Source organism: Streptococcus mitis (assembly GCF_009496285.1).
GTDB lineage: Bacteria > Bacillota > Bacilli > Lactobacillales > Streptococcaceae > Streptococcus > Streptococcus mitis_BP.
On the sequence record NZ_WIJK01000002.1, the window covers coordinates 35,098 to 59,259 of the forward strand.

Genomic DNA, 24,162 nt, shown 5'->3' on the forward strand with positions numbered 1-24,162 from the left:
GCTAGAAAATACACTAGAAAGAAGGAATGTTAAGTATGAGAAAAAAAACAATTGGTGAGGTCTTACGTCTTGCAAGAATTAACCAAGGACTGAGCTTAGAGGAATTGCACAGAAAGACAGATATTCAGCTGGATTTGTTGGAGGCAATGGAGTCAGATGATTTTGACAAACTACCGAGTACTTTTTATGCTCGTTCATTTTTGAGAAAGTATGCTTGGGCTGTTGAATTAGATGAACATATTGTTCTAGATGCCTATGATTCGGGTAGTATGATTACTTATGAAGAGGTAGATGTTGATGAGATTGAGCTTTCAGGACGTAGACGTTCAAATCGCAAAAAGAATTCATTTCTCCCGCTTTTTTACTTTGTTCTTTTTTCTTTATCAATTTTAATTTTTGTAACCTACTATGTGTGGAATTATATTCAAACCCAACCAACTGCGTCTTCTGCGGCAACTTATAGTGTTGTGAGTTCAACAAGTAGCTCTAGTAGTGTAGCATCAAGTAGTAGTCAAGCTACTAGTTCATCAAGTTCGAGTGAGGCAACTACTTTGACTGTTTCAGGTCAGGGAGATACTTTGTCAGTGGAATATAAGACATCTAAAGATTCTGCGGATCTTCAATTATCTGTAACAGATACAACAAGCTGGATTAGTGTTTCGGATACGGATTTGGCTGGTGGAGTGACTCTCGAACCTAATAATAAAACAGCTAAAACAACGATTTCTAAAGGTTCTCCAGTAACTATCACATTAGGTGTTGTTAAAGGAGTGTCAGTGAAAATTGATAATAAGGAAATTTACACTTCAAAATTAACTGGTCAAACTGGTTGGATTACTCTAACATTAAGTTCAAACTAAAGGAAGGATAACATGAAAAAAGAGAATATTCCTAATATGCTTACGATTGGTAGAATTTTATTTATTCCGATTTTTATTATTCTTCTATCAGTTGGACCATCTCCTGTGTTACATAAAATAGCAGCAGTTATTTTTGCTATTGCCAGTATCACTGACTATCTAGATGGTTATTTAGCTAGAAAATGGCAAGTGGTTAGTAATTTCGGAAAGTTTGCAGATCCAATGGCTGATAAATTATTGGTCATGTCAGCCTTTATCATGTTGGTTGGTCTAAAGATGGCACCAGCTTGGGTGGTAGCAATAATTATTTGTCGTGAACTTGCTGTCACCGGTTTACGCTTGCTCTTAGTTGAAACAGGAGGTACTGTTCTAGCTGCTGCTATGCCTGGAAAAATCAAGACATTTAGTCAGATGTTTGCGATTATATTCTTGCTACTTCACTGGAATGTGCTTGGTCAGATAACTCTTTATATTGCCTTGTTCTTCACAGTTTATTCTGGTTATGATTATTTCAAGGGAAGCGCATATTTGTTTAAAGGAACCTTTCGTTAGATATGGAATCGATTATTGAGATAAAAGACCTGTCTTTTCGATATCAGGCAGATCAAGAACATTATGATGTTCATAACATTTCGTTTCACGTGAAACGTGGAGAATGGTTGTCAATCGTTGGTCATAATGGTAGTGGAAAATCAACGACAGTTCGCTTGATTGATGGTTTGCTCGAGGCTGAATCTGGAGAAATTTGGATAGACGGTGATTGCCTAACTCCAGAAAATGTCTGGGAAAAAAGACGTAAGATTGGTATGGTCTTTCAAAATCCTGATAACCAATTCGTAGGAGCAACTGTTGAAGACGACGTTGCTTTTGGACTGGAAAATCAAGGAATCCCACTTGAAGAGATGAAGAAACGTGTTTCTGAGGCTTTATCATTGGTTGGGATGGCTGAATTTGCTAAAAAGGAACCAGCTCGCTTGTCAGGAGGTCAGAAGCAGAGGGTAGCTATTGCAGGAGTTGTTGCTCTGCGACCAGATATTTTAATCTTGGATGAGGCTACAAGTATGTTGGACCCTGAGGGACGATTAGAATTGATTAAGATAGTCCAGAAAATTCGCCAAGACCACCAGATAACAGTTATCTCCATTACGCATGATTTAGATGAGCTTGCTATGAGTGACCGTGTTTTAGTAATGAAAAAAGGGAAAGTCGAGTCAACAAGCACTCCTAGAGAATTATTTTCTAGGTCAGATTTAGATCAAATTGGCTTAGATCAACCCTTTGTCAACCAATTAAAACAATCACTGCGTGATAATGGCTTAAAATTACCAGAGCACTATCTGACCGAGGAGGAGCTTGAGGAGGCTTTATGGGAATTATTCTAGACAATGTTAGTTATACGTATCAGGAAGGAACACCCTTTGCTTCAGCTGCCTTGTCAGATGTCAGTTTGTCAATAGAGGATGGCTCTTATACTGCGATTATTGGGCATACAGGAAGCGGAAAGTCTACAATCCTTCAACTCTTGAATGGTTTGTTGGTTCCTACAAAGGGAAGTGTTCGTGTCTTTGATACATTGATTACATCAACATCCGTCAATAAGCAAATTCGTCAAATTCGTAAACAAGTTGGGTTGGTATTTCAGTTTGCAGAGAATCAAATTTTTGAGGAGACTGTCTTAAAAGATGTGGCTTTTGGCCCTCAAAATTTTGGAGTTTCTGTAGAAGAGGCAGAAGCTATTGCGCGTGAAAAACTAGCTTTAGTAGGAATCGATGAATCACTCTTTGAACGAAGTCCATTTGAACTTTCAGGGGGACAAATGAGACGGGTTGCTATTGCTGGAATTTTGGCGATGGAGCCTAGCATTTTGGTCTTAGACGAGCCAACAGCTGGTTTAGATCCAATTGGTCGGAAAGAGTTGATGGCCTTGTTTAAAAAGCTTCATCAAGATGGCATAACAATTGTTCTAGTAACCCACCTTATGGATGATGTGGCCGAATTTGCTGACCAAGTTTATGTGATGGAAAAAGGGAAACTAGTTAAGGGTGGGAAGCCAAGTCTTGTCTTTCAAAATGTCGAATTTATGGAAAAAATCCAATTGGGTGTTCCTAAAATCACACGATTTGCTCAAAGGCTAGTTGACAGAGGAATTTCTTTCGAACAATTGCCGATAACGATAGAGGAGTTTAAGGAGTTTATCAATGGATAATATGATTTTAGGTCGATACATACCAGGAAATTCGATTATTCATCGTCTAGATCCTCGTAGTAAGTTAGTAGCAATGATTTTATTGATCATCATCACTTTTTGGGCCAATAATCCAATTACAAATCTCATACTCTTCATTGCAACAGGCATATTTGTCATTTTATCAGAAGTTCCCTTATCTTTTTTTATAAAAGGTTTGCGATCTATGTTTTTTCTGATTGCTTTTACAACCCTTTTTCAACTGTTCTTTATCTCTGGTGGTCAAGTCTTGTTCGAGATGGGATTTATAAAAATTACAAGCTATGGTATTGAGCAGGCAGGAATTATTTTTTGTCGTTTTGTGTTGATTATCTTTTTCTCAACCTTGCTTACTTTGACAACCATGCCATTGAGCTTGGCAACAGCGGTTGAATCCTTGCTTGGACCTTTAAAAAGATTTAAGGTTCCAGTTCATGAGATTGGGCTCATGTTGTCTATGAGTTTGCGATTTGTACCAACCTTGATGGATGATACGATTCGCATTATGAATGCTCAAAAGGCGCGTGGTGTAGATTTTGGAGAAGGAAATGTAATTCAAAAGGTTAAGGCTATGATTCCTATTTTGATTCCTTTGTTCGCTACCAGTTTGAAAAGAGCGGATTCTCTTGCTACAGCCATGGAAGCTAGGGGGTATCAAGGTGGGAATGGACGCAGTCAGTATCGACAGTTAAATTGGATGAACAGAGACAGTATAGCGCTATTATTTGTTTGTGTATTGGGTGCAATTCTATTTTTGCTAAAATCTTAGAATGTAATATAAGGTAGAGGTATGAACCGTTTTAAAAAATCAAAATATATCATTGTTCTATTTGTCGTTGTATTAGTAGTATCCGTTTTTTTAGTGACAACACAATCAAGTGCAGTTGTAACAAAAGCTGGAGATGGCATTTCATTAGTCGATAGAATAGTGCAAAAGCCTTTTCAATGGCTTTCTTCCGTAAAATCTGATTTAGGTCGTTTGACCAGAACCTATAACGAGAATGAAACTCTCAAAAAAGAACTCTATCAGATGAAGAAGGAAATGAATGAAGCAGACAGTCTGAAGGAAGAAAATGAGCAACTGCGTCAGTTATTGGATATGAAGTCAAAATTGAATGCAACCAAGTTAATTGCTTCTGACGTCATCATGAGAACTCCTGCAACCTGGAAACAAGAGTTGACAATTGATGCAGGTTCTCAACAAGGTGTGACCAGTAATATGCTTGTGATTGCTGGTGGAGGACTGATTGGAAGCGTGGGAAAGATTGAAGATAACTCTACTGTGGTCAACTTACTAACCAACGCAGAAAATACAGAGAAAATATCCGTTAAAATCCAACACGGTTCTACTAGTATATATGGCATTATCATTGGGTACGACAAAGAAAAAGACTTGCTTAAAATAAGCCAGTTAAATAGTAGTAGTGATATCAGTCAAGGAGACAAGGTAGTAACTGGTGGTCTTGGTAATTTTAATGCTACTGACATTCCAGTAGGTGAGGTCGAATCTGTGACGCATAGCAATGACTATCTGACAAGAGAGGTGCTAGTCAAACTTCAGTCTGATTCAATGAATACTAAAGTTGTAGAGTTAGTGGGGAACCCATCATGAGACTGTTGAAGCAGATAGGGATGTTTTTACTCTTGCCTATAGTTGTCTTAATAGACAGTCATTTAGGGCAATTTGTAAATAGTTTTTTTCCACATTTTCAAATTGTGAGTCATTTTATCTTCATCTTCTTGTTGTTTGAGACTATTGAAGTATCGGAGTATCTATTTTTAGTTTATTGCTTATTTATTGGTCTTATATACGATATTTATTTTTTCCATTTAGTAGGGATTGCTAGTCTTCTTTTTGTGATTATTGGTGCAATCATTTATAAAAATAATGCGATCATTTTATCAAATAGATGGACTAGACTATTAGCTATTTTAATGATGACTTTCTCTTTTGAGTTTGGTAGTTTTCTTCTAGCGCAAATGATTGGCCTAACTGCTGAAAGTATAACAGTCTTTATCGTTTATGGTCTAGTTCCATCAATGATATTAAACTGTCTATGGATGTTAGTTTTCCAGTTTATTTTTGAAAAAATATATCTATAAGAAAGAAACAAAACTGTAATAAAGGCGTAATATTTATTAGGCCTTTTTTTGATATACTAGTATTGTCTTAAAAGAAGGAGTATTCACACTTATGAAGAAAAAAATCCTAGCATCACTTTTGTTAAGTACAGTATTGGTCTCACAAGGAGCTGTTCTTTCAAGTGTTAAAGCAAATACAACAGATGAAAAAATTGCTGCTCAAGATAGTAAAATTAGTAACTTGACAGCTCAACAGAAAGAAGCTCAAAAACAAGTAGACGAAATTCAAACTAAAGTTTCAGCTATTCAATCAGAGCAAGAAAAATTACAATCTGAAAACGAAAAACTTCAAGAAGAATCTAAAAAACTTGAAGGTGAAATCGCAGAGCTTTCAAAAAATATTGTAGCTCGTAATGCATCGCTTGAAAACCAAGCTCGTAGTGCACAAACGAACGGAACTGCTACAAGCTACATCAATACGATTATTAACTCTGACTCAATCACAGAAGCTATTTCTCGTGTAGCAGCTATGAGTGAAATCGTATCAGCAAACAATAAAATGTTGCAGCAACAAAAAGAAGATAAGAAAGCTATCTCTGAAAAACAAGTTGCAAACAACGAAGCAATCAATACAGTCATTGCTAACCAACAAACACTTGCTGACGATGCTCAAGCTTTGACAACAAAACAAGCAGAATTGAAAGTAGCTGAGTTAAATCTTGCAGCTGAAAAAGCTACAGCAGAAAATGAAAAAACTAGCTTGTTGGAGCAAAAAGCAGCAGCAGAGGCAGAAGCTAAAGCGGCAGCAGAGGCAGAAGCAGCTTATAAAGCTAGACAAGCAAGTCAACAACAATCAGTTGCAGCATCAGCAAATACAAGCTTTGCTGCACAAGTGCAAGCAACTTCAAGTTCTTCATCATCAGATGATGATTCAAGCTACACACCTGTAGCTACTCGTACAACATCACGTCCAACATATAGTACAAATGCTTCAAGTTATCCAACTGGTGAATGTACTTGGGGAGCTAAAACATTGGCACCTTGGGCTGGAGATTACTGGGGTAACGGAGCGCAGTGGGCAACAAGTGCAGCTGCAGCAGGATTCCGTACTGGTTCTCAACCACAAGTTGGTGCGATTGCATGTTGGAATGATGGAGGATATGGACATGTAGCGGTTGTTACAGCTGTTTCATCATCATCAAGTATTCAGGTATCTGAATCTAACTACGGTGGAGATCGTACAATTGGTAACAAACGTGGATGGTTCAACCCAACTACAACTTCTGAAGGTTATGTTACTTACATCTATCCAAACTAATGAAAAAATTGAGACTCAGATTGGGTCTCTTTTCTTATTTATAAGATGGTGAAATCCCAAGTTTGAGTTTTCGCTAAATACCCAAACTAAGTTCCACCGCTAGTACGAGTGGAAGTTAATCTGATAAAAATTGCAAAAAACAGTGGAATTCCGTGTCAGAGTCAGTTCCACTATGGTAGAAGTTAGTGTGAGACGTTTGAGTTTTCATTGAAAAACTAGCAAAATTACTTGAAAAAAAGGCTCAACTATGATACAATGTAACTTGTCGTGTAAACGATAATACTCATTCTTGATGAATTGTGAAGCTGTTGCCTTCAGGTCGTTTTGCAAGCTGAAATCAAGAAGAGGAAAAAAACAAAAAGGAGAAATACTCATGGCAGTAATTTCAATGAAACAACTTCTTGAGGCTGGTGTACACTTTGGTCACCAAACTCGTCGCTGGAACCCTAAGATGGCTAAGTACATCTTCACTGAGCGTAACGGAATCCACGTTATCGACTTACAACAAACTGTAAAATACGCTGACCAAGCATACGACTTCATGCGTGATGCTGCAGCTAATGATGCAGTTGTATTGTTTGTTGGTACTAAGAAACAAGCTGCTGACGCAGTTGCTGAAGAAGCAGTACGTTCAGGTCAATATTTCATCAACCACCGTTGGTTGGGTGGAACTCTTACTAACTGGGGAACAATCCAAAAACGTATCGCTCGTTTGAAAGAAATCAAACGTATGGAAGAAGATGGAACTTTTGAAGTTCTTCCTAAGAAAGAAGTTGCACTTCTTAACAAACAACGTGCACGTCTTGAAAAATTCTTGGGTGGTATCGAAGATATGCCTCGTATTCCAGATGTAATGTACGTAGTTGACCCACATAAAGAGCAAATCGCTGTTAAAGAAGCTAAAAAATTGGGAATCCCAGTTGTAGCGATGGTTGACACAAACACTGATCCAGACGATATCGATGTAATCATCCCAGCTAACGATGACGCTATCCGCGCAGTTAAGTTGATCACAGCTAAATTGGCAGACGCTATCATCGAAGGTCGCCAAGGTGAAGATGCTGTTGCAGCAGTTGAAGCAGAATTTGCAGCTTCAGAAGCTCAAGCAGACTCAATCGAAGAAATCGTTGAAGTTGTAGAAGGCGACAACGCTTAATTCATAATAAATAGTAATTACCTAGGAGGGCGGGGCTTAGCCCGGCTCTCCTATTTTTAAAAAATATAGGAGAATCAAAATGGCAGAAATTACAGCTAAACTTGTTAAAGAGTTGCGTGAAAAATCTGGTGCTGGTGTTATGGACGCTAAAAAAGCATTGGTTGAAGTTGAAGGCGATATCGAAAAAGCGATCGAATTGCTTCGCGAAAAAGGTATGGCAAAAGCAGCTAAGAAAGCTGACCGTGTTGCTGCAGAAGGTTTGACTGGTGTTTATGTTGACGGTAACGTTGCAGCAGTTGTTGAAGTAAATGCTGAAACTGACTTCGTTGCGAAAAACGCTCAATTTGTTGAGTTGGTAAACGCAACAGCTAAAGCGATTGCAGAAGGAAAACCAGCTAACAACGAAGAAGCTCTTGCTTTGACAATGCCTTCAGGTGAAACTCTTGAAGCGGCTTATGTGTCTGCAACAGCAACTATCGGAGAAAAAATCTCATTCCGTCGCTTTGCTTTGATTGAAAAAACAGATGCACAACACTTCGGAGCATACCAACACAACGGTGGACGTATCGGTGTTATCTCTGTAATCGAAGGTGGAGACGAAGCACTTGCTAAACAAATTTCAATGCACATCGCTGCTATGAAACCAACAGTTCTTTCATACAAAGAATTGGATGAGCAATTTGTTAAAGATGAGTTGGCACAATTGAACCACGTTATCGACCAAGATAACGAAAGCCGTGCTATGGTTGGTAAACCAGCTCTTCCACACTTGAAATATGGATCAAAAGCTCAATTGACTGATGAAGTGATTGCTCAAGCTGAAGCTGATATTAAAGCTGAGTTGGCTGCAGAAGGCAAACCAGAAAAAATCTGGGATAAAATCATCCCAGGTAAAATGGATCGTTTCTTGCTTGACAACACTAAAGTTGACCAAGCATACACACTTCTTGCACAAGTTTACATCATGGATGACAGCAAGACAGTTGAAGCTTACCTTGAATCAGTTAACGCTTCAGTAGTTGAGTTCGCTCGCTTTGAAGTTGGTGAAGGTATCGAAAAAGCTGCAAACGACTTTGAAGCAGAAGTTGCAGCTACAATGGCAGCAGCCTTGAATAACTAATAAAAAAGTAAGGAAGCTAATTTGCTTCCTTTTCTTTTGTTAGAGGGGATTCATAGGAATCCTTTTTTTATTTTAAACGGTAAACAAAAAGCCCTATACAAGGGCTTAGTGTATTTAGGAGACTATACTTCGAATTCATAGAGTGCTGTAGATAGGTAACGTTCTCCGTTATCTGGTGCAAGCGCAAGGACTTTTTTACCTGCTCCAAGTTTTTTAGCGACTTCAATTGCTGCATAGATAGCTGCTGCAGAAGAAATACCGACTAAGAATCCTTCTTTTCCACCGATTTCACGGCCAAGTGCAAGAGCGTTATCTGATGTTACACGAACGATACCATCGTAAGCTTTTGTATCAAGTGTATCTGGAATGAATCCAGCAGAAATACCTTGAATTTTGTGAGGACCTGGCTTTTCACCAGACAAGATAGCTGACTCGTCTGCCTCAACAGCAAAAACTTGAATGTTTGAGTTAGCAGTTTTAAGAGCATGAGAAACACCAGAAATAGTTCCTCCAGTACCAACACCGGCAACAAAGGCGTCTAAACCATCAGCTCCGAAATCAGCTAGAATTTCAGCTCCTGTTGTTCTTTCGTGAACCTCTGGGTTAGCTTGGTTATTAAACTGTAATGGTAGGAAACCATCACGCTCAGCAGCAATTTCCTGCGCTTTTGCAATCGCACCTTTCATTCCTTCGCTACCAGGAGTGAGGACTAGTTCAGCTCCATAAGCTTGGATAATTTTACGACGTTCCACGCTCATTGTTTCAGGCATAACGATAACAACTTTGTAACCTTTAGCGGCACCAACCCATGAGAGACCAATACCAGTGTTCCCACTAGTTGCTTCTACAATGGTAGAACCAGGTTTCAATTTACCTTCTTGTTCTGCTTTTTCAATCATGCTTAGGGCGATACGGTCCTTAACTGACGATCCTGGGTTAAAAGCTTCAAGTTTTACATAAACATCTGCTGCACCTTCTGGTACAATGTTATTCAATTTAACAATCGGTGTTCTACCGATGAGTTCTGTGATATTGTTATAAATTGCCATATTAGCACCTCTTTATATAAGATGCTACTAGTATAACGCTAACTTTAACTTTTGTAAAATATAGAAATCCTATCGGAGTGATAGGATTTTTTTATATCAATGATTCAAACCATTCATATTCAAACGATTATGATAAGCTAAGTCAAATAGATAGGTGTAAAGAGGTACAATATCAGTTTTCTTTGGAAATTCAAATTTGTGAGAATTAAAATGCTCATTGTGAGATTTTAAAAAGGCATTTTCTAAATAAGTAATCGTAATCTCACTATCATCAATCCCAAGTCCAGCAGTTTCCATTTCAACATTGACAATGTTCATGAGGAAAATTGATTTGATAGACATCTTCCGTCCGGTTGCCCCTTGTTTATCTGTAAAGATGATTCGGATATTTGTAAAGATAATTGAGTCACGAATGAGTTTATATCCGCTTTGAATTTCTTCATTTTCTAATAAATATTGTCCAAACTCCTTGGTAAGAGTTTCTTTACTTTGCTCACTGAAGTTTCCAGCGAGTCCCTGAATTAATCTTCCAAAAGCCATATGATATTTCCTTTCTTTACGATAGGTTTACAGGTACTTCAACTTCACGTAAACCTTTGTCAGTTAGAGTAACTTTTCCATTGAAAAATTCAATGAGATCAGCCTTGATATCGTCTTTCCTTTCTTTGTCAACGAAAATCATTGTGTCAACTTGGTCTGTAAAGTTTGTCTCTAATTCTATAAGATTATTCTCTTTAAGAAAATTACCGTATTCTTGATATTGGGCATAAGACATTTGAATGGAGATGCCAGCTTGCTCTTTGATTTCAATAATGCCAATTTCCTTAACTGCTAGAGCAACGCTACCAGCATAAGCGCGAATCAAACCACCAGCTCCTAGTTTGATACCACCAAAATAACGAGTAACTACCACACAGACATTAGTAAGGTTGTGATTCTCCAGAACTCCTAGCATAGGAACGCCAGCAGTCCCACTAGGTTCTCCATCATCACTAGTTCGCTTGATTTCACTACGCTCACCGACAATAAAAGCAGAGCAGTTGTGGGTAGCTTTATAGTGTTCTTTTTTGATAGCTGTGATAAAGTCACGAGCTTCTTCCTCACTATAGACACGTTTGGCATGACAGATAAAGCGTGATTTTTTGATTTCTTCTTGGACTTGTCCGTCCTCTTTTATAGTTCTGTATTCCATATTTTTATTGTACTAAAAAATAGCGTAAAGTTCTACATTTTACGAATAAAGAAATATGAAAGTAAATCCAAATTATCTCGGTCGCCTTTTTACCGAGCAAGAATTAAGTCATGAGGAGAGACAACAAGCAAAACAAATTCCATCCATGAAAAAAGAAAAGGGTCAACAATATTGTCAGCGTTGTGGTAGTCAGATAGAAGAAGAATGGCATTTGCCTATTGGTGCTTTTTATTGCCGAGAATGCTTGATTATGAAGCGAATAAGAAGTGATCAAAATCTCTATTATTTTCCGCAAGAAAGGTTTCCACAGCAAGATGTACTAAAATGGTCAGGTCAACTGACTCCATTTCAAGAGCGGGTATCACAAGGACTCCTTCAGGCGGTAGATAAGAAGGAGGCTACCTTGGTACATGCAGTGACAGGAGCTGGTAAGACAGAGATGATTTACCAAGTTGTTGCCAAGGTGATTGATCAAGGTGGAGCTGTTTGTTTGGCCAGTCCACGAATTGATGTTTGCCTAGAGCTCCATAAACGACTACAAAATGATTTTGCATGTGATATTGCGCTATTACATGGGGAGTCGGATCCCTATTTTCGTACTCCTTTGGTTATAGCAACCACTCACCAGCTATTAAAATTTTATCAAGCTTTTGATTTATTGATTGTGGATGAAGTAGACGCCTTCCCTTATGTTGATAATCCTGTACTTTACCATGCTGTCAATAATTGTGTAAAGGAGACCGGATTGAGAATATTTTTAACAGCAACGTCAACTGATGAGTTAGATAGAAAAGTTAAACAAGGGGAGTTAAAGCGTCTCAGTTTACCTCGTCGTTTTCATGGAAATCCTCTCATTGTTCCCAAGCCAATCTGGTTATCGCATTTTAATAGATATTTAGAAAAAAATGGCTTACCTCCAAAATTAAAACTTTACATTGAGAAACAGAGAAAGACGGCCTATCCCTTACTAATCTTTGCCTCTGAGATTAAAAAGGGAGAAAAACTAAAAGAAATTTTGCAGGAGAAGTTTCCGAATGAGAAAATAGGCTTTGTATCCTCAATTACGGAAGACCGATTAGAGCAGGTACAGGCCTTTCGAGATGGAGAGTTGACGATATTAATAAGCACAACTATATTAGAGCGTGGAGTTACCTTCCCTCGTGTAGATGTTTTTGTGGTGGAAGCCAATCATCAACTCTTTACCAAGTCAAGTTTAGTACAAATTGGTGGGCGAGTTGGAAGAAGCATGGATCGTCCTACCGGAGAACTGATATTTTTCCATGACGGACTCAATCTGTCCATTAAGAAAGCCATAAAGGAGATTAAGCAAATGAATCAGGAGGCAGGAGTATGAAGTGTTTATTGTGTGGTAAAAGCTTGCAAACAGAGATAACTTTTACTAACCTCCTCTGTTTTAAAAAGGAGGAGGAACTAGTTTGTGAATCCTGTATTTCGTCTTTCGAGAGCATTGGTGGTAATCATTGTCCTAGTTGTTTTAAAAAAGGAATGTCAATCATCTGTCAAGATTGTCAATTTTGGTGTAAAAAAGGTGTAAAGGTTGATCATGTGGCTCTTTATTCCTATAATCAGGCCATGAAAGAATATTTTAGTCACTATAAATTTGATGGTGATTATCTTCTTAGAAAGGTATTTTCTGAGATATTGCAAAAAGAGTTAAAGAAGTATAAGGACTATCAGATTGTGATTGTTCCTCTGAGTGACGAGCGTTTTACAAGTAGAGGATTTAATCAAGTTGAGGGTTTGATAAAGGATACTGGGTTAGCATATCTGGATATTTTGGTTAAAAAAGAAGTTGAGGCTAGTTCTTCAAAAAATCGATCGGATCGCTTACTTGCAGAGTTTCCATTTTTATTGAAAGGTGGAGTGAAGCCCCCAGAAAATATCTTACTCTTTGATGATATTTATACAACTGGAACTACCTTGAATCGTCTTAAAAGTATGCTTTTAGCAGCTGGTTGTCAGAATATTAAAACTTTTTCCCTCGCAAGATGAGGAAAAAGTTTGCAAAAAAAATATGAAAGCGTTATAATATAATTAGAAAAACAAATATGTTTAGAAAGAAGGTACTTATATGATTAAATATAGTATCCGTGGTGAAAACCTAGAAGTAACAGAAGCAATTCGTGATTATGTAGTTTCTAAACTCGAAAAGATCGAAAAATACTTCCAAGCAGACCAAGAATTGGATGCGCGTGTTAACTTGAAAGTTTACCGTGAAAAGACTGCTAAAGTAGAAGTAACCATTCCGCTTGGATCTATTACTCTTCGTGCAGAAGATATTTCTCAAGATATGTACGGTTCTATTGATTTGGTGACAGATAAGATTGAACGTCAGATTCGTAAAAACAAAACTAAAATTGAACGTAAGAACAGAAATAAAGTATCAACAAGTCAACTCTTTACAGATGCTTTAGTTGAGGACTTAGATGTAGCACAACCAAAAGTTGTTCGTTCAAAACAAATTGATTTGAAACCAATGGATTTGGAAGAAGCTATCTTACAGATGGATTTATTGGGACATGACTTCTTTATCTATGTAGATGTTGAAGATGAAACAACAAATGTTATCTATCGTCGTGAAGATGGAGATATCGGTCTTCTAGAAGTTAAATAATCTTAATAATTAGTTTGTAAAAGTGGTTTACACTAGTGTAAACCACTTTTTAGTTATGTGACTATTAGTCCGTCTCGCTCCGTTAGGTGCGCATCAAAAGTTATACCAAAAAAACTCCAAACGCGATACAATAAAGGTGTTCAAGCCAATTGTAAAGCGAAAGGAGAAAACCATGGCACAAAAGTCTCATAGTTTATCACACACAAAGTGGCACTGTAAGTATCACATTGTGTTCACCCCTAAGTATAGACGAAAAGTCATCTATAATCAATATCGGAGTAGTTTAGGTGAAATATTTCATCGTTTGTGTAGTTATAACGGTGTTGAAATTATCGAGGGTCACTTAATGCCAGACCATGTACATATGTTAGTAAGTATTCCACCAAGGATAAGTGTTTCGAGTTTTATGGGTTATTTAAAAGGTAAAAGTGCACTCATGATGTTTGACAAACACGCCAACCTCAAGTACAAGTTTGGGAATCGGCATTTCTGGGCAGAAGGTTATTATGTGAGTACAGTAGGGCTTAATGAAGCCACGATAAGGAAATACATACAAGATCAGGAAAAGCATGATATAGCACTTGATAAATTAAGTGTGAAAGAATATGAGAATCCCTTTAGGGATAGTGGTAAGTAATACTCACGCCTCTTTAAGAGGCAAGTGACGAGTCAAGAGCAATGAGGCTTGAACAACGTGAAAGCCAGCGTCTTTAGGCGCTGGCTGGTAATTTGGGCTTATAGCCCTGGTGCAAACCACCCGTTAGACGGGTGGTTATGATTTAGATATTTTACGATTATCTGAATATAGGGTTCCCTCTTTAAAAGTCGCTTTTTGGCTACATTTGTGGTATAATAATGCGCAAGAGGTTTGTAATGAAAAAAAATGAAATAAATCCCTTTTTTATGTATCTGATTGCTATGGTAACCTTTACGATTATGACCATTTTGATTGTGTTAGTAAAGGATAATCTTATCACTATAGCAAGTCTATTTTTATTTATTGTATTCTATGTTTTGCTATTTAATTTCCAGAAAAAATATTACAAAAAAACAGATATCGAGCAAATCCAGTATGTCAATCATCAGGCTACGGATAGTTTGAGTGCCCTCCTAGAGCAAATGCCTGTCGGGGTTGTTAAATTAAATATGAACAGCAGTGAGATTGAATGGTTCAATCCCTATGCGGAGTTAATTTTGACAACCGAGGATGGAGAAATTGATTTTCCTCAATTTCAAAAGATTTTAAAGAGTTCGATTTCTACTCCAGGGGCTTATGCCATTGTTGGGGAGAAACGTTATGCAGTGCATTTGGATAGAAATTCGGGTGTCTTATACTTTTTTGATGTTTCTGGTGAGTATGAGGCGACTGCTGAATTGGTAACAAGTCGTCCTGTAATTGGAATTATCTCAGTTGATAACTATGATGATTTGGAAAATGAAACGTCTGAATCAGATATTAGTCATATCAATAGTTTTGTTGCAAATTTTGTTTCAGAATTTAGTACGAAATATGCTATGTTTTCGCGTAGAGTGAGTATGGATCGTTTCTATTTATTTACGGACTATACCGTACTTGATCACTTGATGCAGGATAAATTTTCTGTGATTGATACCTTTCGTGAGGAAGCTAAGCAACGGAATTTACCTCTGACAATGAGTATGGGCTTCTCTTATGGTGATGGGAATCATGACCAGATTGGGAAGGTTGCTCTTCTCAATCTCAACTTAGCAGAAGTTCGTGGTGGTGACCAAGTAGTTGTAAAAGAGAATGATGAAACCAAAAATCCAATCTACTTTGGAGGCGGTTCAGCAGCATCAGTTAAACGTACTCGGACACGAACTCGTGCCATGATGACGGCTATCTCAGACAAACTTAAAAGTGTCGATCGAGTTTTTGTGGTTGGTCATAAGAATCTGGATATGGATGCTCTTGGCTCAGCGGTTGGGATGCAGTTGTTTTCGAGTAATGTACTGGAAGATAGTTATGTGGTTTATGATCCTACGCAGATGTCTCCAGACATCGCTCGAGCTATCAACTATTTGGAAGAGGAGGGTGTTTCAAAACTTCTTCCTTTAGGCCAGGCTATGACAATGGTTACCAAACGTTCCTTGCTTGTGATGGTTGACCATTCCAAGACGGCTTTGACCTTATCTAAAGAGTTTTATGACTTGTTTACACAGACAATCGTCATTGACCATCACCGTCGGGACCAAGATTTTCCAGATAATGCAGTCATTACTTATATAGAAAGTGGAGCTAGCAGTGCCAGTGAGCTGGTGACGGAGTTGATTCAATTTCAAAATTCTAAGAAAACACGTTTGAGTCGTATTCAGGCTAGTATTCTTATGGGTGGAATGATGTTGGATACAAAGAATTTCACCTCTCGCGTAACAAGTCGTACCTTTGATGTAGCAAGCTATCTCAGAACAAGAGGCAGTGATAGTATTGTGATTCAGGAGGTTGCGGCAACGGATTTTGAAGAATATCGTTTGGTAAATGAGTTAATTTTACAAGGGCAAATGGTACAGCCATCAATTTTGGTTGCTCAAGCTTTAGAGGATAAAGAGTACGATACCGTAGTTATCAGTAAAGCTGCTGATGCTATGCTTGCCATGTCTGGTATAGAAGCCAGCTTTGTACTTGCTAAGAATAGTCAAGGAGCAATCTCTATTTCTGCCCGAAGTAGAAGTAAGATTAATGTCCAGCGAATTATGGAAATGTTAGGTGGCGGTGGTCACTTTAACTTAGCTGCAGCGCGGTTGACAGATATGAGCCTGCAAGAAGCAGGAGACAAACTGAAAACAGTTATTTTTAATGAAACAAAAGAAAAGGAGTCAGAAGAATGAAAGTAATCTTTTTAGCAGATGTTAAAGGTAAAGGAAAAAAAGGTGAAATTAAAGAAGTGCCAACTGGATATGCACAAAACTTTTTAATTAAGAAAAACCTTGCTAAGGAAGCGACAGCTCAAGCTATTGGTGAGTTGCGTGGTAAGCAAAAATCAGAAGAAAAAGCACATGCAGAGATGCTTGCAGAAGCTAAGGAAATTAAAGCGAAACTGGAAGCAGAGGAAACCATCGTTGAGTTTGTTGAAAAAGTTGGTCCAGATGGACGTACATTTGGATCTATTACCAACAAGAAAATTGCAGAAGAATTGCAAAAACAATTTGGTATTAAAATTGATAAACGCCACATTCAAGTTCAATCACCAATCCGAGCAGTTGGTTTGATTGATGTTCCAGTTAAGATTTATCAAGATGTAACAAGTGTAATCAATCTCCGTGTCAAGGAAGCTTAATTTACGATTGGTTGACAATATTGTAAAAGGAAGGAAAGTCTGATGGCAGAAGTTGAAGAACTGCGTGTTCAGCCTCAAGATATTCTAGCAGAACAATCTGTTTTAGGAGCTATTTTTATTGATGAGACTAAACTCGTTTTTGTCCGAGAATATATCGATTCACAGGACTTCTTTAAGTATGCTCACCGTTTGATTTTTCAAGCTATGGTTGACTTATCTGATCGTGGAGATGCTATTGACGCAACCACAGTTCGGACGATACTAGATAGCCAGGGTGATTTACAAACTATCGGAGGCTTGTCTTATCTGGTTGAGATTGTCAATTCAGTGCCGACCTCTGCCAATGCGGAATACTATGCTAAAATTGTAGCAGAAAAGGCTATGCTTCGACGCCTAATCGCTAAGTTGACAGAGTCTGTAAACCTAGCCTATGAAGCTTCTCAGCCTGCTGACGAAATTATTGCTCGTGCAGAAAAAGGTTTGATTGATGTTAGTGAGAATGCTAATCGAAATGGCTTTAAAAATATTCGCGATGTATTGAATATCAACTTTGGGAATTTAGAAGCTCGTTCTCAACAGACTTCGGATATCACGGGTATTGCGACAGGTTATCGAGATTTAGATCACATGACGACAGGTCTGCATGAGGAAGAATTGATTATTTTGGCAGCTCGTCCTGCGGTTGGTAAGACAGCCTTTGCTTTGAATATTGCGCAAAATATCGGAACCAAACTAGACAAGACAGTTGCTATTTTCTCTCTGGAAATGGGTGCTGAAAGTTTGGTCGATCGTATGTTGGCTGCGGAAGGATTGGTAGAGTCGCATTCTATCCGTACAGGGCAATTGACTGAGGAAGAATGGCGCAAGTATACGATTGCTCAGGGTAATCTGGCTAATGCAAGTATCTACATTGATGATACACCAGGGATTCGGATCACAGAAATTCGCTCTCGTTCCCGTAAACTGGCTCAGGAAACAGGTAATCTAGGCTTGATTTTGATTGACTATCTTCAACTTATCACAGGGACTGGTCGAGAAAATCGTCAACAAGAAGTATCTGAGATTTCCCGTCAGTTGAAAATCTTAGCGAAAGAACTCAAAGTTCCAGTTATAGCTCTTAGTCAGCTTTCTCGTGGTGTAGAGCAACGCCAAGATAAGAGACCAGTTTTGTCTGATATTCGTGAATCTGGATCTATTGAGCAGGATGCTGATATCGTAGCTTTTCTCTATCGTGATGACTATTATGAGCGCGGTGGTGAAGAAGAGGAAGGAATCCCAAATAATAAGGTCGAAGTGATTATCGAGAAAAACCGTAGCGGTGCACGTGGAACGGTAGAATTGATTTTCCAAAAAGAATATAATAAATTTTCAAGTATTTCGAAGATGGAGGAACCAAGATGACAGACGCATTTACAGATGTGGCTAAAATGAAAAAGATCAAAGAAGAAATTAAGGCGCATGAGGGACAAGTGGTGGAAATGACATTAGAAAATGGTCGTAAACGCCAAAAAAATCGTTTAGGAAAACTAATTGAGGTTTATCCTTCGCTCTTCATCGTTGAGTTTGGAAATGTTGAAGGAGACAAGCAAGCTAATGTCTATGTTGAATCTTTCACATATTCAGATATTTTAACGGAAAAGAATTTAATTCACTATTTGGATTAAGGATAATCGTGAAAGTGAGAAGATTTCTCACTTTTTTCATTTTCTTTCGAATGATATAGATGAGGTTAACCTCAAAAATCTAACTATTTGAAGGAGAATGCATGATATTTACTAAAGCAGGACATAAAAAGGGAACTTTTCTCAGAAAGACAGCTGTAGGCTCAGCTTCACTAGTTTTAGCAGGTATTTTTTTATTTAGTGGAGGAACTGTTCATGCCAACCAGGCAAACAATGGATCACAGGCGCGTGGAGATGATTATCCCTATTATTATAAAAATGGGAGTCAGGAGATTGATAAATGGCGCATGTATTCTCGTCAGTGTACTTCTTTTGCAGCCTTTCGTTTGAGTAATGTCAATGGTTTTGAAATTCCGGCGGCTTATGGAAATGCTAATGAATGGGGATATCGTGCTAAACGAGAAGGTTATCGCGTAGATCAGCGCCCAGCAATTGGTTCTATCGCTTGGGATACGAGTGGACAGTATGGTCATGTCGCTTGGGTATCCAATGTTTTTGGTGATATGATTGAAATTGAAGAATACAATTATGGAGTCAGAGAAAGGTACAATCGACGAACGGTAAAGGCGAGTTCTATGACTGGATTCATTCATTTTAAAGATGTGGGGAACGCTAGCTCAGGAAATTATCAGTTATCACTCGTATCTAGTGGGACACATATTTTTACAGAAAAAGCAGCCATTATGGATCAGCCATCACTCACGGCTACTATTATTGATTACTATGAACCTGGAGAGAGTGTTCATTATGACCAGACTCTTGAAAAAGAAGGCTACAAATGGATTAGTTATATTTCACGAAGTGGAAACAGACGCTATATTCCCTTGACTAAAACAAGTAGCTCTAAAAATGGTTGGGAAAAAGAAGGAACTGTTTGGTATTATTATGAAAATGGTCAGAAAGCAGTTGGTTGGAAGAAGATTAATGGGAACTGGTATCATTTGCAAGCTGATGGTACAATGACGACAGGCTGGTTAAAAGATGGATCTACTTGGTATTACTTGAAGTCGTCTGGCGAAATGCAGACAGGTTGGTTAAAAGATGGATCTACTTGGTATTATTTGAACTCGTCTGGTGCAATGCAGACAGGCTGGTTAAAGGATAATGGAACATGGTACTATCTTGAAAGCTCAGGTGCTATGAAGGCTAGCCAGTGGTTTCAGGTTTCAGGGAAATATTACTATGTGAATGCATCGGGAGCTTTAGCAGTCAATACGACTATCGATGGTTTCCAAGTTGATAGCAGTGGTGCACGAGTAGAAAATCCAGCATCATAAGTGTTATTCAGTATTTGGGCTCTTCCTAATGGTATTTTTCCCTGCTTTCCTTTATAATGGGTGTATGGACAAGAAAAAATTATTACTAATTGACGGATCTTCAGTTGCTTTTCGGGCATTCTTTGCACTTTACCAGCAACTGGATCGTTTTAAAAATGACAATGGACTACATACCAATGCAATCTACGGTTTTCATTTGATGCTAAATCACCTGTTGGAGCGTGTTCAACCGAGTCATATCTTGGTTGCTTTTGATGCGGGTAAAACGACTTTCCGTACAGAGATGTATGCTGATTATAAGGGTGGTCGTGCCAAGACTCCGGATGAGTTTCGTGAGCAATTTCCTTTTATTCGTGAGTTGCTAGACCATCTTGGAATTCGCCATTATGAGTTAGCTCAGTATGAGGCAGATGACATAATCGGTACTCTAGGTCGCTTGGCTGAGAAGGATGCTTTTGATGTAACTATCGTCAGTGGAGACAAGGACTTGATCCAGTTGACAGATGAACATACAGTGGTTGAGATTTCCAAGAAAGGTGTAGCTGAGTTCGAAGCATTTACACCAGAATATCTCATGGAAAAGATGGGCATCACACCAGCTCAGTTCATTGATCTTAAAGCCCTCATGGGAGATAAGTCGGATAATATCCCTGGTGTAACTAAGATTGGTGAAAAGACGGGTATCAAGCTATTGTTAGAACATGGCTCGCTTGAAGGTATTTATGAAAATATTGATGAGATGAAGGCATCGAAGATGAAGGAAAATCTCATCAATGATAAGGAGCAAGCCTTCCTATCTAAAACACTGGCGACGATTGACACGAAAGCGCCGATTGAGATTGGACTGGATGATTTGGTTTATAGCGGTCCAGATGTGGAAAGCCTTGGGAAATTCTACGATGAGATGGGTTTCAAACAGCTTAAGCAGGCTTTAAATGTATCATCTGCTGATGTGGCTGAGAGATTGGACTTTACTATGGTTGACCAAGTCAGTCAAGATATGCTGAGTGAAGACTCCATCTTCCACTTAGAACTTTTTGGTGAAAATTACCATACAGATGACTTGATTGGTTTTGCCTGGTCATGCGGAGACAAGCTCTATGCTACAGATAAGCTGGAACTTCTGCAGGATCCTATTCTTAAGGATTTTCTAGAAAAAACAGCTCTGAAAGTGTATGATTTTAAGAAAGCAAAAGTCCTCTTAAATCGCTTTGGTTTGGACTTGCAGGCTCCTGCTTTTGACAGCCGCTTAGCAAAATATCTCCTATCAACAGTCGAGAATAATGAAATTTCAACCATTGCTAGTCTCTATGGCCAAACTTACCTAGCCGATGATGAAACCTTCTACGGTAAAGGTGTCAAAAAAGCTATCCCAGAGCGAGAGAAACTCTTGGAATACTTGGCTCGTAAGGTTGCTGTATTGGTTGAGACAGAGCCTGTCTTACTTGAAAAATTAAGCGAAAACGGACAACTTGACCTTCTTTATGACATGGAGCAACCTCTAGCCTTTGTCCTTGCTAAGATGGAAATAGCTGGGATCAAGGTCAAAAAAGAAACACTTCTTGAGATGCAGGCTGAAAATGAGCTGGTGATTGAAAAGCTGACGCAAGAGATTTATGAGTTGGCTGGTGAGGAGTTTAATATCAACTCACCTAAGCAATTAGGAGAACTACTCTTTGAAAAATTGGGGCTTCCTCTCGAATACACCAAGAAAACTAAGACCGGTTACTCGACAGCAGTAGATGTCTTGGAGCGTCTAGCTCCGATTGCGCCGATTGTCAAAAAAATCCTCGATTACCGTCAGATTGCTAAGATTCAATCCACTTATGTGATTGGCTTACAGGACTGGATTTTAGCGGATGGTAAGATTCACACGCGCTATGTGCAAGATTTGACTCAGACAGGGCGTCTGTCTAGTGTAGATCCAAACTTGCAAAATATCCCTGTTCGATTGGAACAAGGGCGCCTCATTCGTAAGGCTTTTGTACCAGAGTGGGAGGATAGTGTCCTTCTCAGCTCGGATTACTCACAGATTGAATTGCGCGTTTTGGCGCATATCTCTAAGGATGAGCACTTGATTAAGGCCTTCCAAGAAGGGGCAGATATCCATACCTCGACAGCCATGCGGGTCTTTGGAATTGAACGTCCTGAGGATGTGACGCCAAACGACCGTCGCAATGCCAAGGCTGTCAACTTTGGAGTGGTTTATGGAATTTCAGATTTTGGTTTATCGAATAATCTAGGTATCAGCCGTAAAGAGGCTAAGGCATACATCGACACTTACTTTGAACGCTTCCCAGGTATTAAAAACTACATGGATGAAGTGGTGCGTGAAGCGCGTGATAAGGGTTATGTAGAGACTCTCTTCAAACGTCGTCGTGAGTTGCCAGATATCAATTCGCGCAACTTTAACATTCGTGGTTTTGCGGAACGTACAGCCATCAACTCACCTATCCAAGGATCGGCTGCAGATATTCTCAAAATCGCTATGATTCAGCTGGATAAAGCCTTGGTTGCCGGTGGTTATCAGACTAAGATGCTTCTACAAGTACACGATGAAATTGTTCTTGAAGTGCCTAAGTCAGAATTAGCTGCTATTAAAAAACTTGTTAAACAAACCATGGAAGAAGCCATTCAACTCAGTGTGCCCCTCATTGCTGATGAAAATGAAGGCGTCACTTGGTACGAAGCCAAGTAAAAAATACATTAGTAGACAAAAAAATCCCCTTGAACGTTACTGTTCAAAGGGGATTTTTGCTGAGAAAATTTTGCAAGAAAAGATAAAAGCGATTTTATCTAACTAGTAGTAGACTTACTTGATTTGTTTCTTTTGTTCTTTTTTGGCAAGTACTGGTAGAATCACACCTAATCCAATCAGAATAATTGGGGTCAAGATGTTTGTAAGAAGCGAGAATTGCCAAGCAGTTGGATTCTCAGCGTAGTTAATTTTTGGAACCATACCTAGGATACAAGCAAAGGCAGTAAAGAGGAAGCACCAAGTACCGATAATAAAGCCAAGCTTAGGATTGTTCACAAACTTGTATTCGGCATTTTTGTATGTTTTCCAAGCACGGTTGAGCATCATATAGGCAAGGAATACCCAGAGATAACGCATTGGCATTACGATCGAATTGAGGTTTGTCATCCATTTTACAAGTCCGTCAATTTCCTGAATACCAAAAATTGGGAGGATAATGATGAGACTGACAAGGACGCCTGTAAGGAGGTAGCCGTTAATGAGGACACCTTTTTCAGTACGTTTGCGAAGCCAGCTTGGGATGTAGTCTTCATCAGCGTTATTGAGAAGGATTTGCAATGGTGCGTCAATAGAGAAGGCAAGCGCAGCGATTTGTCCGACCATGTTTGTAAGAGCGTAGATCACGACAAAGAGGTTTCCAACTCCCCAAGAATTTCCTAACATTTGGAAGGCTTGATAAGCACCATTACGCATGAGGTCTTCAGGGATGTTATTGCCATCAAATAGCATTCCCATGGCAACTGATCCGAGGATAGCAGAGAGCCCCACCATGATGGCCATGACAATCATACCTTTTGGAAATTCTTTTGCAGGGTTGCGAGTTTGATTAACATAAGGAGAAATTTTTTCACAACCACCAACTGCAAAGACTAGTAGTGAAATCGTTGTAAAATAAGAAAAATCAAAGTTTGGAATGTAGGTGCTCAGTTGATCCATGTGCGGTGTCGCAAATTGGATGTCTGGTTTAATGAAAGGCAGACCGACAGCCAAAAGCACAAAGAGTAAAGACATAATCAACATAGCACTTCCTGCCAAGCTACCAATGACTTTTAGAGTTGCCAATCCCTTTGTAGAAAGGTAGAGGAAAAGTCCAAAGATTAGCAAGCAGAGAATAACGATCCAGTGGATGTCGATTTGTTTAAGGAATTGTCCGTTACCTTGCAAGGCCCAACCAAGCGGAATTAGAATTCCTTGAGGTTTTTGTGCGAGATAAGGGATATGCACAACCCAGTAGGTCCAAGCAGCAAAGTAGGCGAGACGTTTGGTTGATGTTTTTTCAACCCAGTCACTAACACCGCTTCCGCTCTCCTTAAAGGTAGAACCTAATTGTCCAACGATGAGGGAATAGGGGATAAAGTAGAGTGCGAGGATTAGAACCCAAGATACGACGACTGAAATTCCCTGTTGAGAATAGTTGTTGACGACGTTTCCTAGCCCCCAAACCATGTTGAAGGCAATCAGAGAAACCATCAGCCAATTAAGTTGGTGTTGATCTTTTTTCATAATGTCTCCT

The 24,162-nt window shown here is 38.9% G+C and carries 24 protein-coding genes; 20 read left to right on the top strand and 4 right to left on the bottom strand.

Features of this window, described 5'->3' with window-relative positions; translation table 11 throughout:
• Positions 1–35 precede the first annotated feature (35 nt).
• The 10 genes from rodZ to tsf all read left to right on the top strand — a co-directional run bounded on the left by rodZ (position 36) and on the right by tsf (position 8,760).
• On the top strand, positions 36–860 hold the full coding sequence (gene rodZ, locus GEZ89_RS00865) for a cytoskeleton protein RodZ (protein WP_153224643.1): 825 nt from the start codon (positions 36–38) through the stop codon (positions 858–860).
• 12 nt (positions 861–872) lie between these two features.
• Complete coding sequence (gene pgsA / locus GEZ89_RS00870; RefSeq protein ID WP_153224644.1) at positions 873–1,412, top strand: CDP-diacylglycerol--glycerol-3-phosphate 3-phosphatidyltransferase; 540 nt, start codon at positions 873–875, stop codon at positions 1,410–1,412.
• Positions 1,413–1,414: 2 nt separating this feature from the next.
• A complete protein-coding gene (locus GEZ89_RS00875; protein WP_153224645.1) occupies positions 1,415–2,242 on the top strand; it encodes an energy-coupling factor ABC transporter ATP-binding protein in 828 nt (275 codons plus the stop codon).
• Positions 2,227–3,066, top strand: a complete 840-nt coding sequence (locus tag GEZ89_RS00880) for an energy-coupling factor transporter ATPase (RefSeq protein ID WP_153224646.1) — start codon at positions 2,227–2,229, stop codon at positions 3,064–3,066. Before GEZ89_RS00875 ends, GEZ89_RS00880 begins: the two co-directional genes overlap by 16 nt.
• Complete coding sequence (locus GEZ89_RS00885; RefSeq protein ID WP_153224647.1) at positions 3,059–3,853, top strand: energy-coupling factor transporter transmembrane component T family protein; 795 nt, start codon at positions 3,059–3,061, stop codon at positions 3,851–3,853. Before GEZ89_RS00880 ends, GEZ89_RS00885 begins: the two co-directional genes overlap by 8 nt.
• 21 nt (positions 3,854–3,874) lie before the next feature.
• Entirely contained in the window at positions 3,875–4,696 is an 822-nt protein-coding gene (gene mreC / locus GEZ89_RS00890) for a rod shape-determining protein MreC (RefSeq protein ID WP_153224648.1), read from the top strand.
• Positions 4,693–5,187: a rod shape-determining protein MreD gene (mreD, locus tag GEZ89_RS00895; RefSeq protein ID WP_153224649.1), complete on the top strand. Its 495-nt coding sequence runs from the start codon at positions 4,693–4,695 to the stop codon at positions 5,185–5,187. The genes mreC and mreD overlap by 4 nt, the downstream gene beginning before the upstream one ends.
• 91 nt (positions 5,188–5,278) lie before the next feature.
• A complete protein-coding gene (gene pcsB, locus GEZ89_RS00900) occupies positions 5,279–6,484 on the top strand; it encodes a peptidoglycan hydrolase PcsB (RefSeq protein ID WP_153224650.1) in 1,206 nt (401 codons plus the stop codon).
• 373 nt (positions 6,485–6,857) lie between these two features.
• Positions 6,858–7,640: a 30S ribosomal protein S2 gene (rpsB, locus tag GEZ89_RS00905; protein ID WP_000268462.1), complete on the top strand. Its 783-nt coding sequence runs from the start codon at positions 6,858–6,860 to the stop codon at positions 7,638–7,640.
• Positions 7,641–7,719: 79 nt separating this feature from the next.
• Positions 7,720–8,760 (top strand): translation elongation factor Ts, encoded by a 1,041-nt coding sequence (gene tsf, locus GEZ89_RS00910; RefSeq protein WP_000808094.1) that lies wholly within the window; start codon positions 7,720–7,722, stop codon positions 8,758–8,760.
• A gap of 122 nt (positions 8,761–8,882) precedes the next feature.
• Here tsf and cysK read toward each other — a convergent pair whose 3' ends face one another.
• From cysK to GEZ89_RS00925, 3 genes are all read right to left on the bottom strand, one after another.
• On the bottom strand, positions 8,883–9,809 hold the full coding sequence (gene cysK / locus GEZ89_RS00915) for a cysteine synthase A (RefSeq protein ID WP_153224651.1): 927 nt from the start codon (positions 9,807–9,809) through the stop codon (positions 8,883–8,885).
• A 96-nt stretch (positions 9,810–9,905) separates the two neighbouring features.
• Entirely contained in the window at positions 9,906–10,349 is a 444-nt protein-coding gene (locus GEZ89_RS00920) for a PH domain-containing protein (protein ID WP_153224652.1), read from the bottom strand.
• A gap of 16 nt (positions 10,350–10,365) precedes the next feature.
• Positions 10,366–11,001, bottom strand: a complete 636-nt coding sequence (locus GEZ89_RS00925; protein WP_153224653.1) for a YigZ family protein — start codon at positions 10,999–11,001, stop codon at positions 10,366–10,368.
• Positions 11,002–11,056: 55 nt separating this feature from the next.
• On the opposite strand from GEZ89_RS00925, the gene GEZ89_RS00930 reads away from it, so the two are divergent.
• The 10 genes from GEZ89_RS00930 (at position 11,057) to polA (ending at position 22,589) form a co-directional block, all read left to right on the top strand.
• The gene (locus GEZ89_RS00930) at positions 11,057–12,355 is read left to right on the top strand and encodes a DEAD/DEAH box helicase (RefSeq protein WP_153224654.1); all 1,299 of its coding nucleotides are present in this window, start codon (positions 11,057–11,059) and stop codon (positions 12,353–12,355) included.
• A complete protein-coding gene (locus GEZ89_RS00935; protein ID WP_153224655.1) occupies positions 12,352–13,014 on the top strand; it encodes a ComF family protein in 663 nt (220 codons plus the stop codon). Before GEZ89_RS00930 ends, GEZ89_RS00935 begins: the two co-directional genes overlap by 4 nt.
• A 79-nt stretch (positions 13,015–13,093) precedes the next feature.
• Entirely contained in the window at positions 13,094–13,636 is a 543-nt protein-coding gene (gene hpf / locus GEZ89_RS00940; RefSeq protein WP_045762429.1) for a ribosome hibernation-promoting factor, HPF/YfiA family, read from the top strand.
• Between the two features lie 172 nt (positions 13,637–13,808).
• A complete protein-coding gene (gene tnpA, locus GEZ89_RS00945; protein WP_153224656.1) occupies positions 13,809–14,273 on the top strand; it encodes an IS200/IS605 family transposase in 465 nt (154 codons plus the stop codon).
• Between the two features lie 236 nt (positions 14,274–14,509).
• Entirely contained in the window at positions 14,510–16,483 is a 1,974-nt protein-coding gene (locus GEZ89_RS00950; protein ID WP_153224657.1) for a DHH family phosphoesterase, read from the top strand.
• Positions 16,480–16,932, top strand: a complete 453-nt coding sequence (rplI, locus tag GEZ89_RS00955; RefSeq protein ID WP_000864204.1) for a 50S ribosomal protein L9 — start codon at positions 16,480–16,482, stop codon at positions 16,930–16,932. Before GEZ89_RS00950 ends, rplI begins: the two co-directional genes overlap by 4 nt.
• A 42-nt stretch (positions 16,933–16,974) precedes the next feature.
• A complete protein-coding gene (gene dnaB / locus GEZ89_RS00960; protein WP_000852500.1) occupies positions 16,975–18,333 on the top strand; it encodes a replicative DNA helicase in 1,359 nt (452 codons plus the stop codon).
• Positions 18,330–18,596, top strand: coding sequence for a Veg family protein (locus GEZ89_RS00965; protein ID WP_000128621.1), 267 nt, complete (start codon positions 18,330–18,332; stop codon positions 18,594–18,596). Before dnaB ends, GEZ89_RS00965 begins: the two co-directional genes overlap by 4 nt.
• 101 nt (positions 18,597–18,697) lie before the next feature.
• Complete coding sequence (locus GEZ89_RS00970; RefSeq protein WP_153224658.1) at positions 18,698–19,891, top strand: SH3 domain-containing protein; 1,194 nt, start codon at positions 18,698–18,700, stop codon at positions 19,889–19,891.
• 64 nt (positions 19,892–19,955) lie between these two features.
• Complete coding sequence (polA, locus tag GEZ89_RS00975; RefSeq protein WP_153224659.1) at positions 19,956–22,589, top strand: DNA polymerase I; 2,634 nt, start codon at positions 19,956–19,958, stop codon at positions 22,587–22,589.
• 114 nt (positions 22,590–22,703) lie between these two features.
• On the opposite strand, the gene GEZ89_RS00980 is transcribed toward polA, so the two are convergent.
• The gene (locus GEZ89_RS00980) at positions 22,704–24,152 is read right to left on the bottom strand and encodes an APC family permease (RefSeq protein ID WP_153224660.1); all 1,449 of its coding nucleotides are present in this window, start codon (positions 24,150–24,152) and stop codon (positions 22,704–22,706) included.
• Positions 24,153–24,162 lie beyond the last annotated feature (10 nt).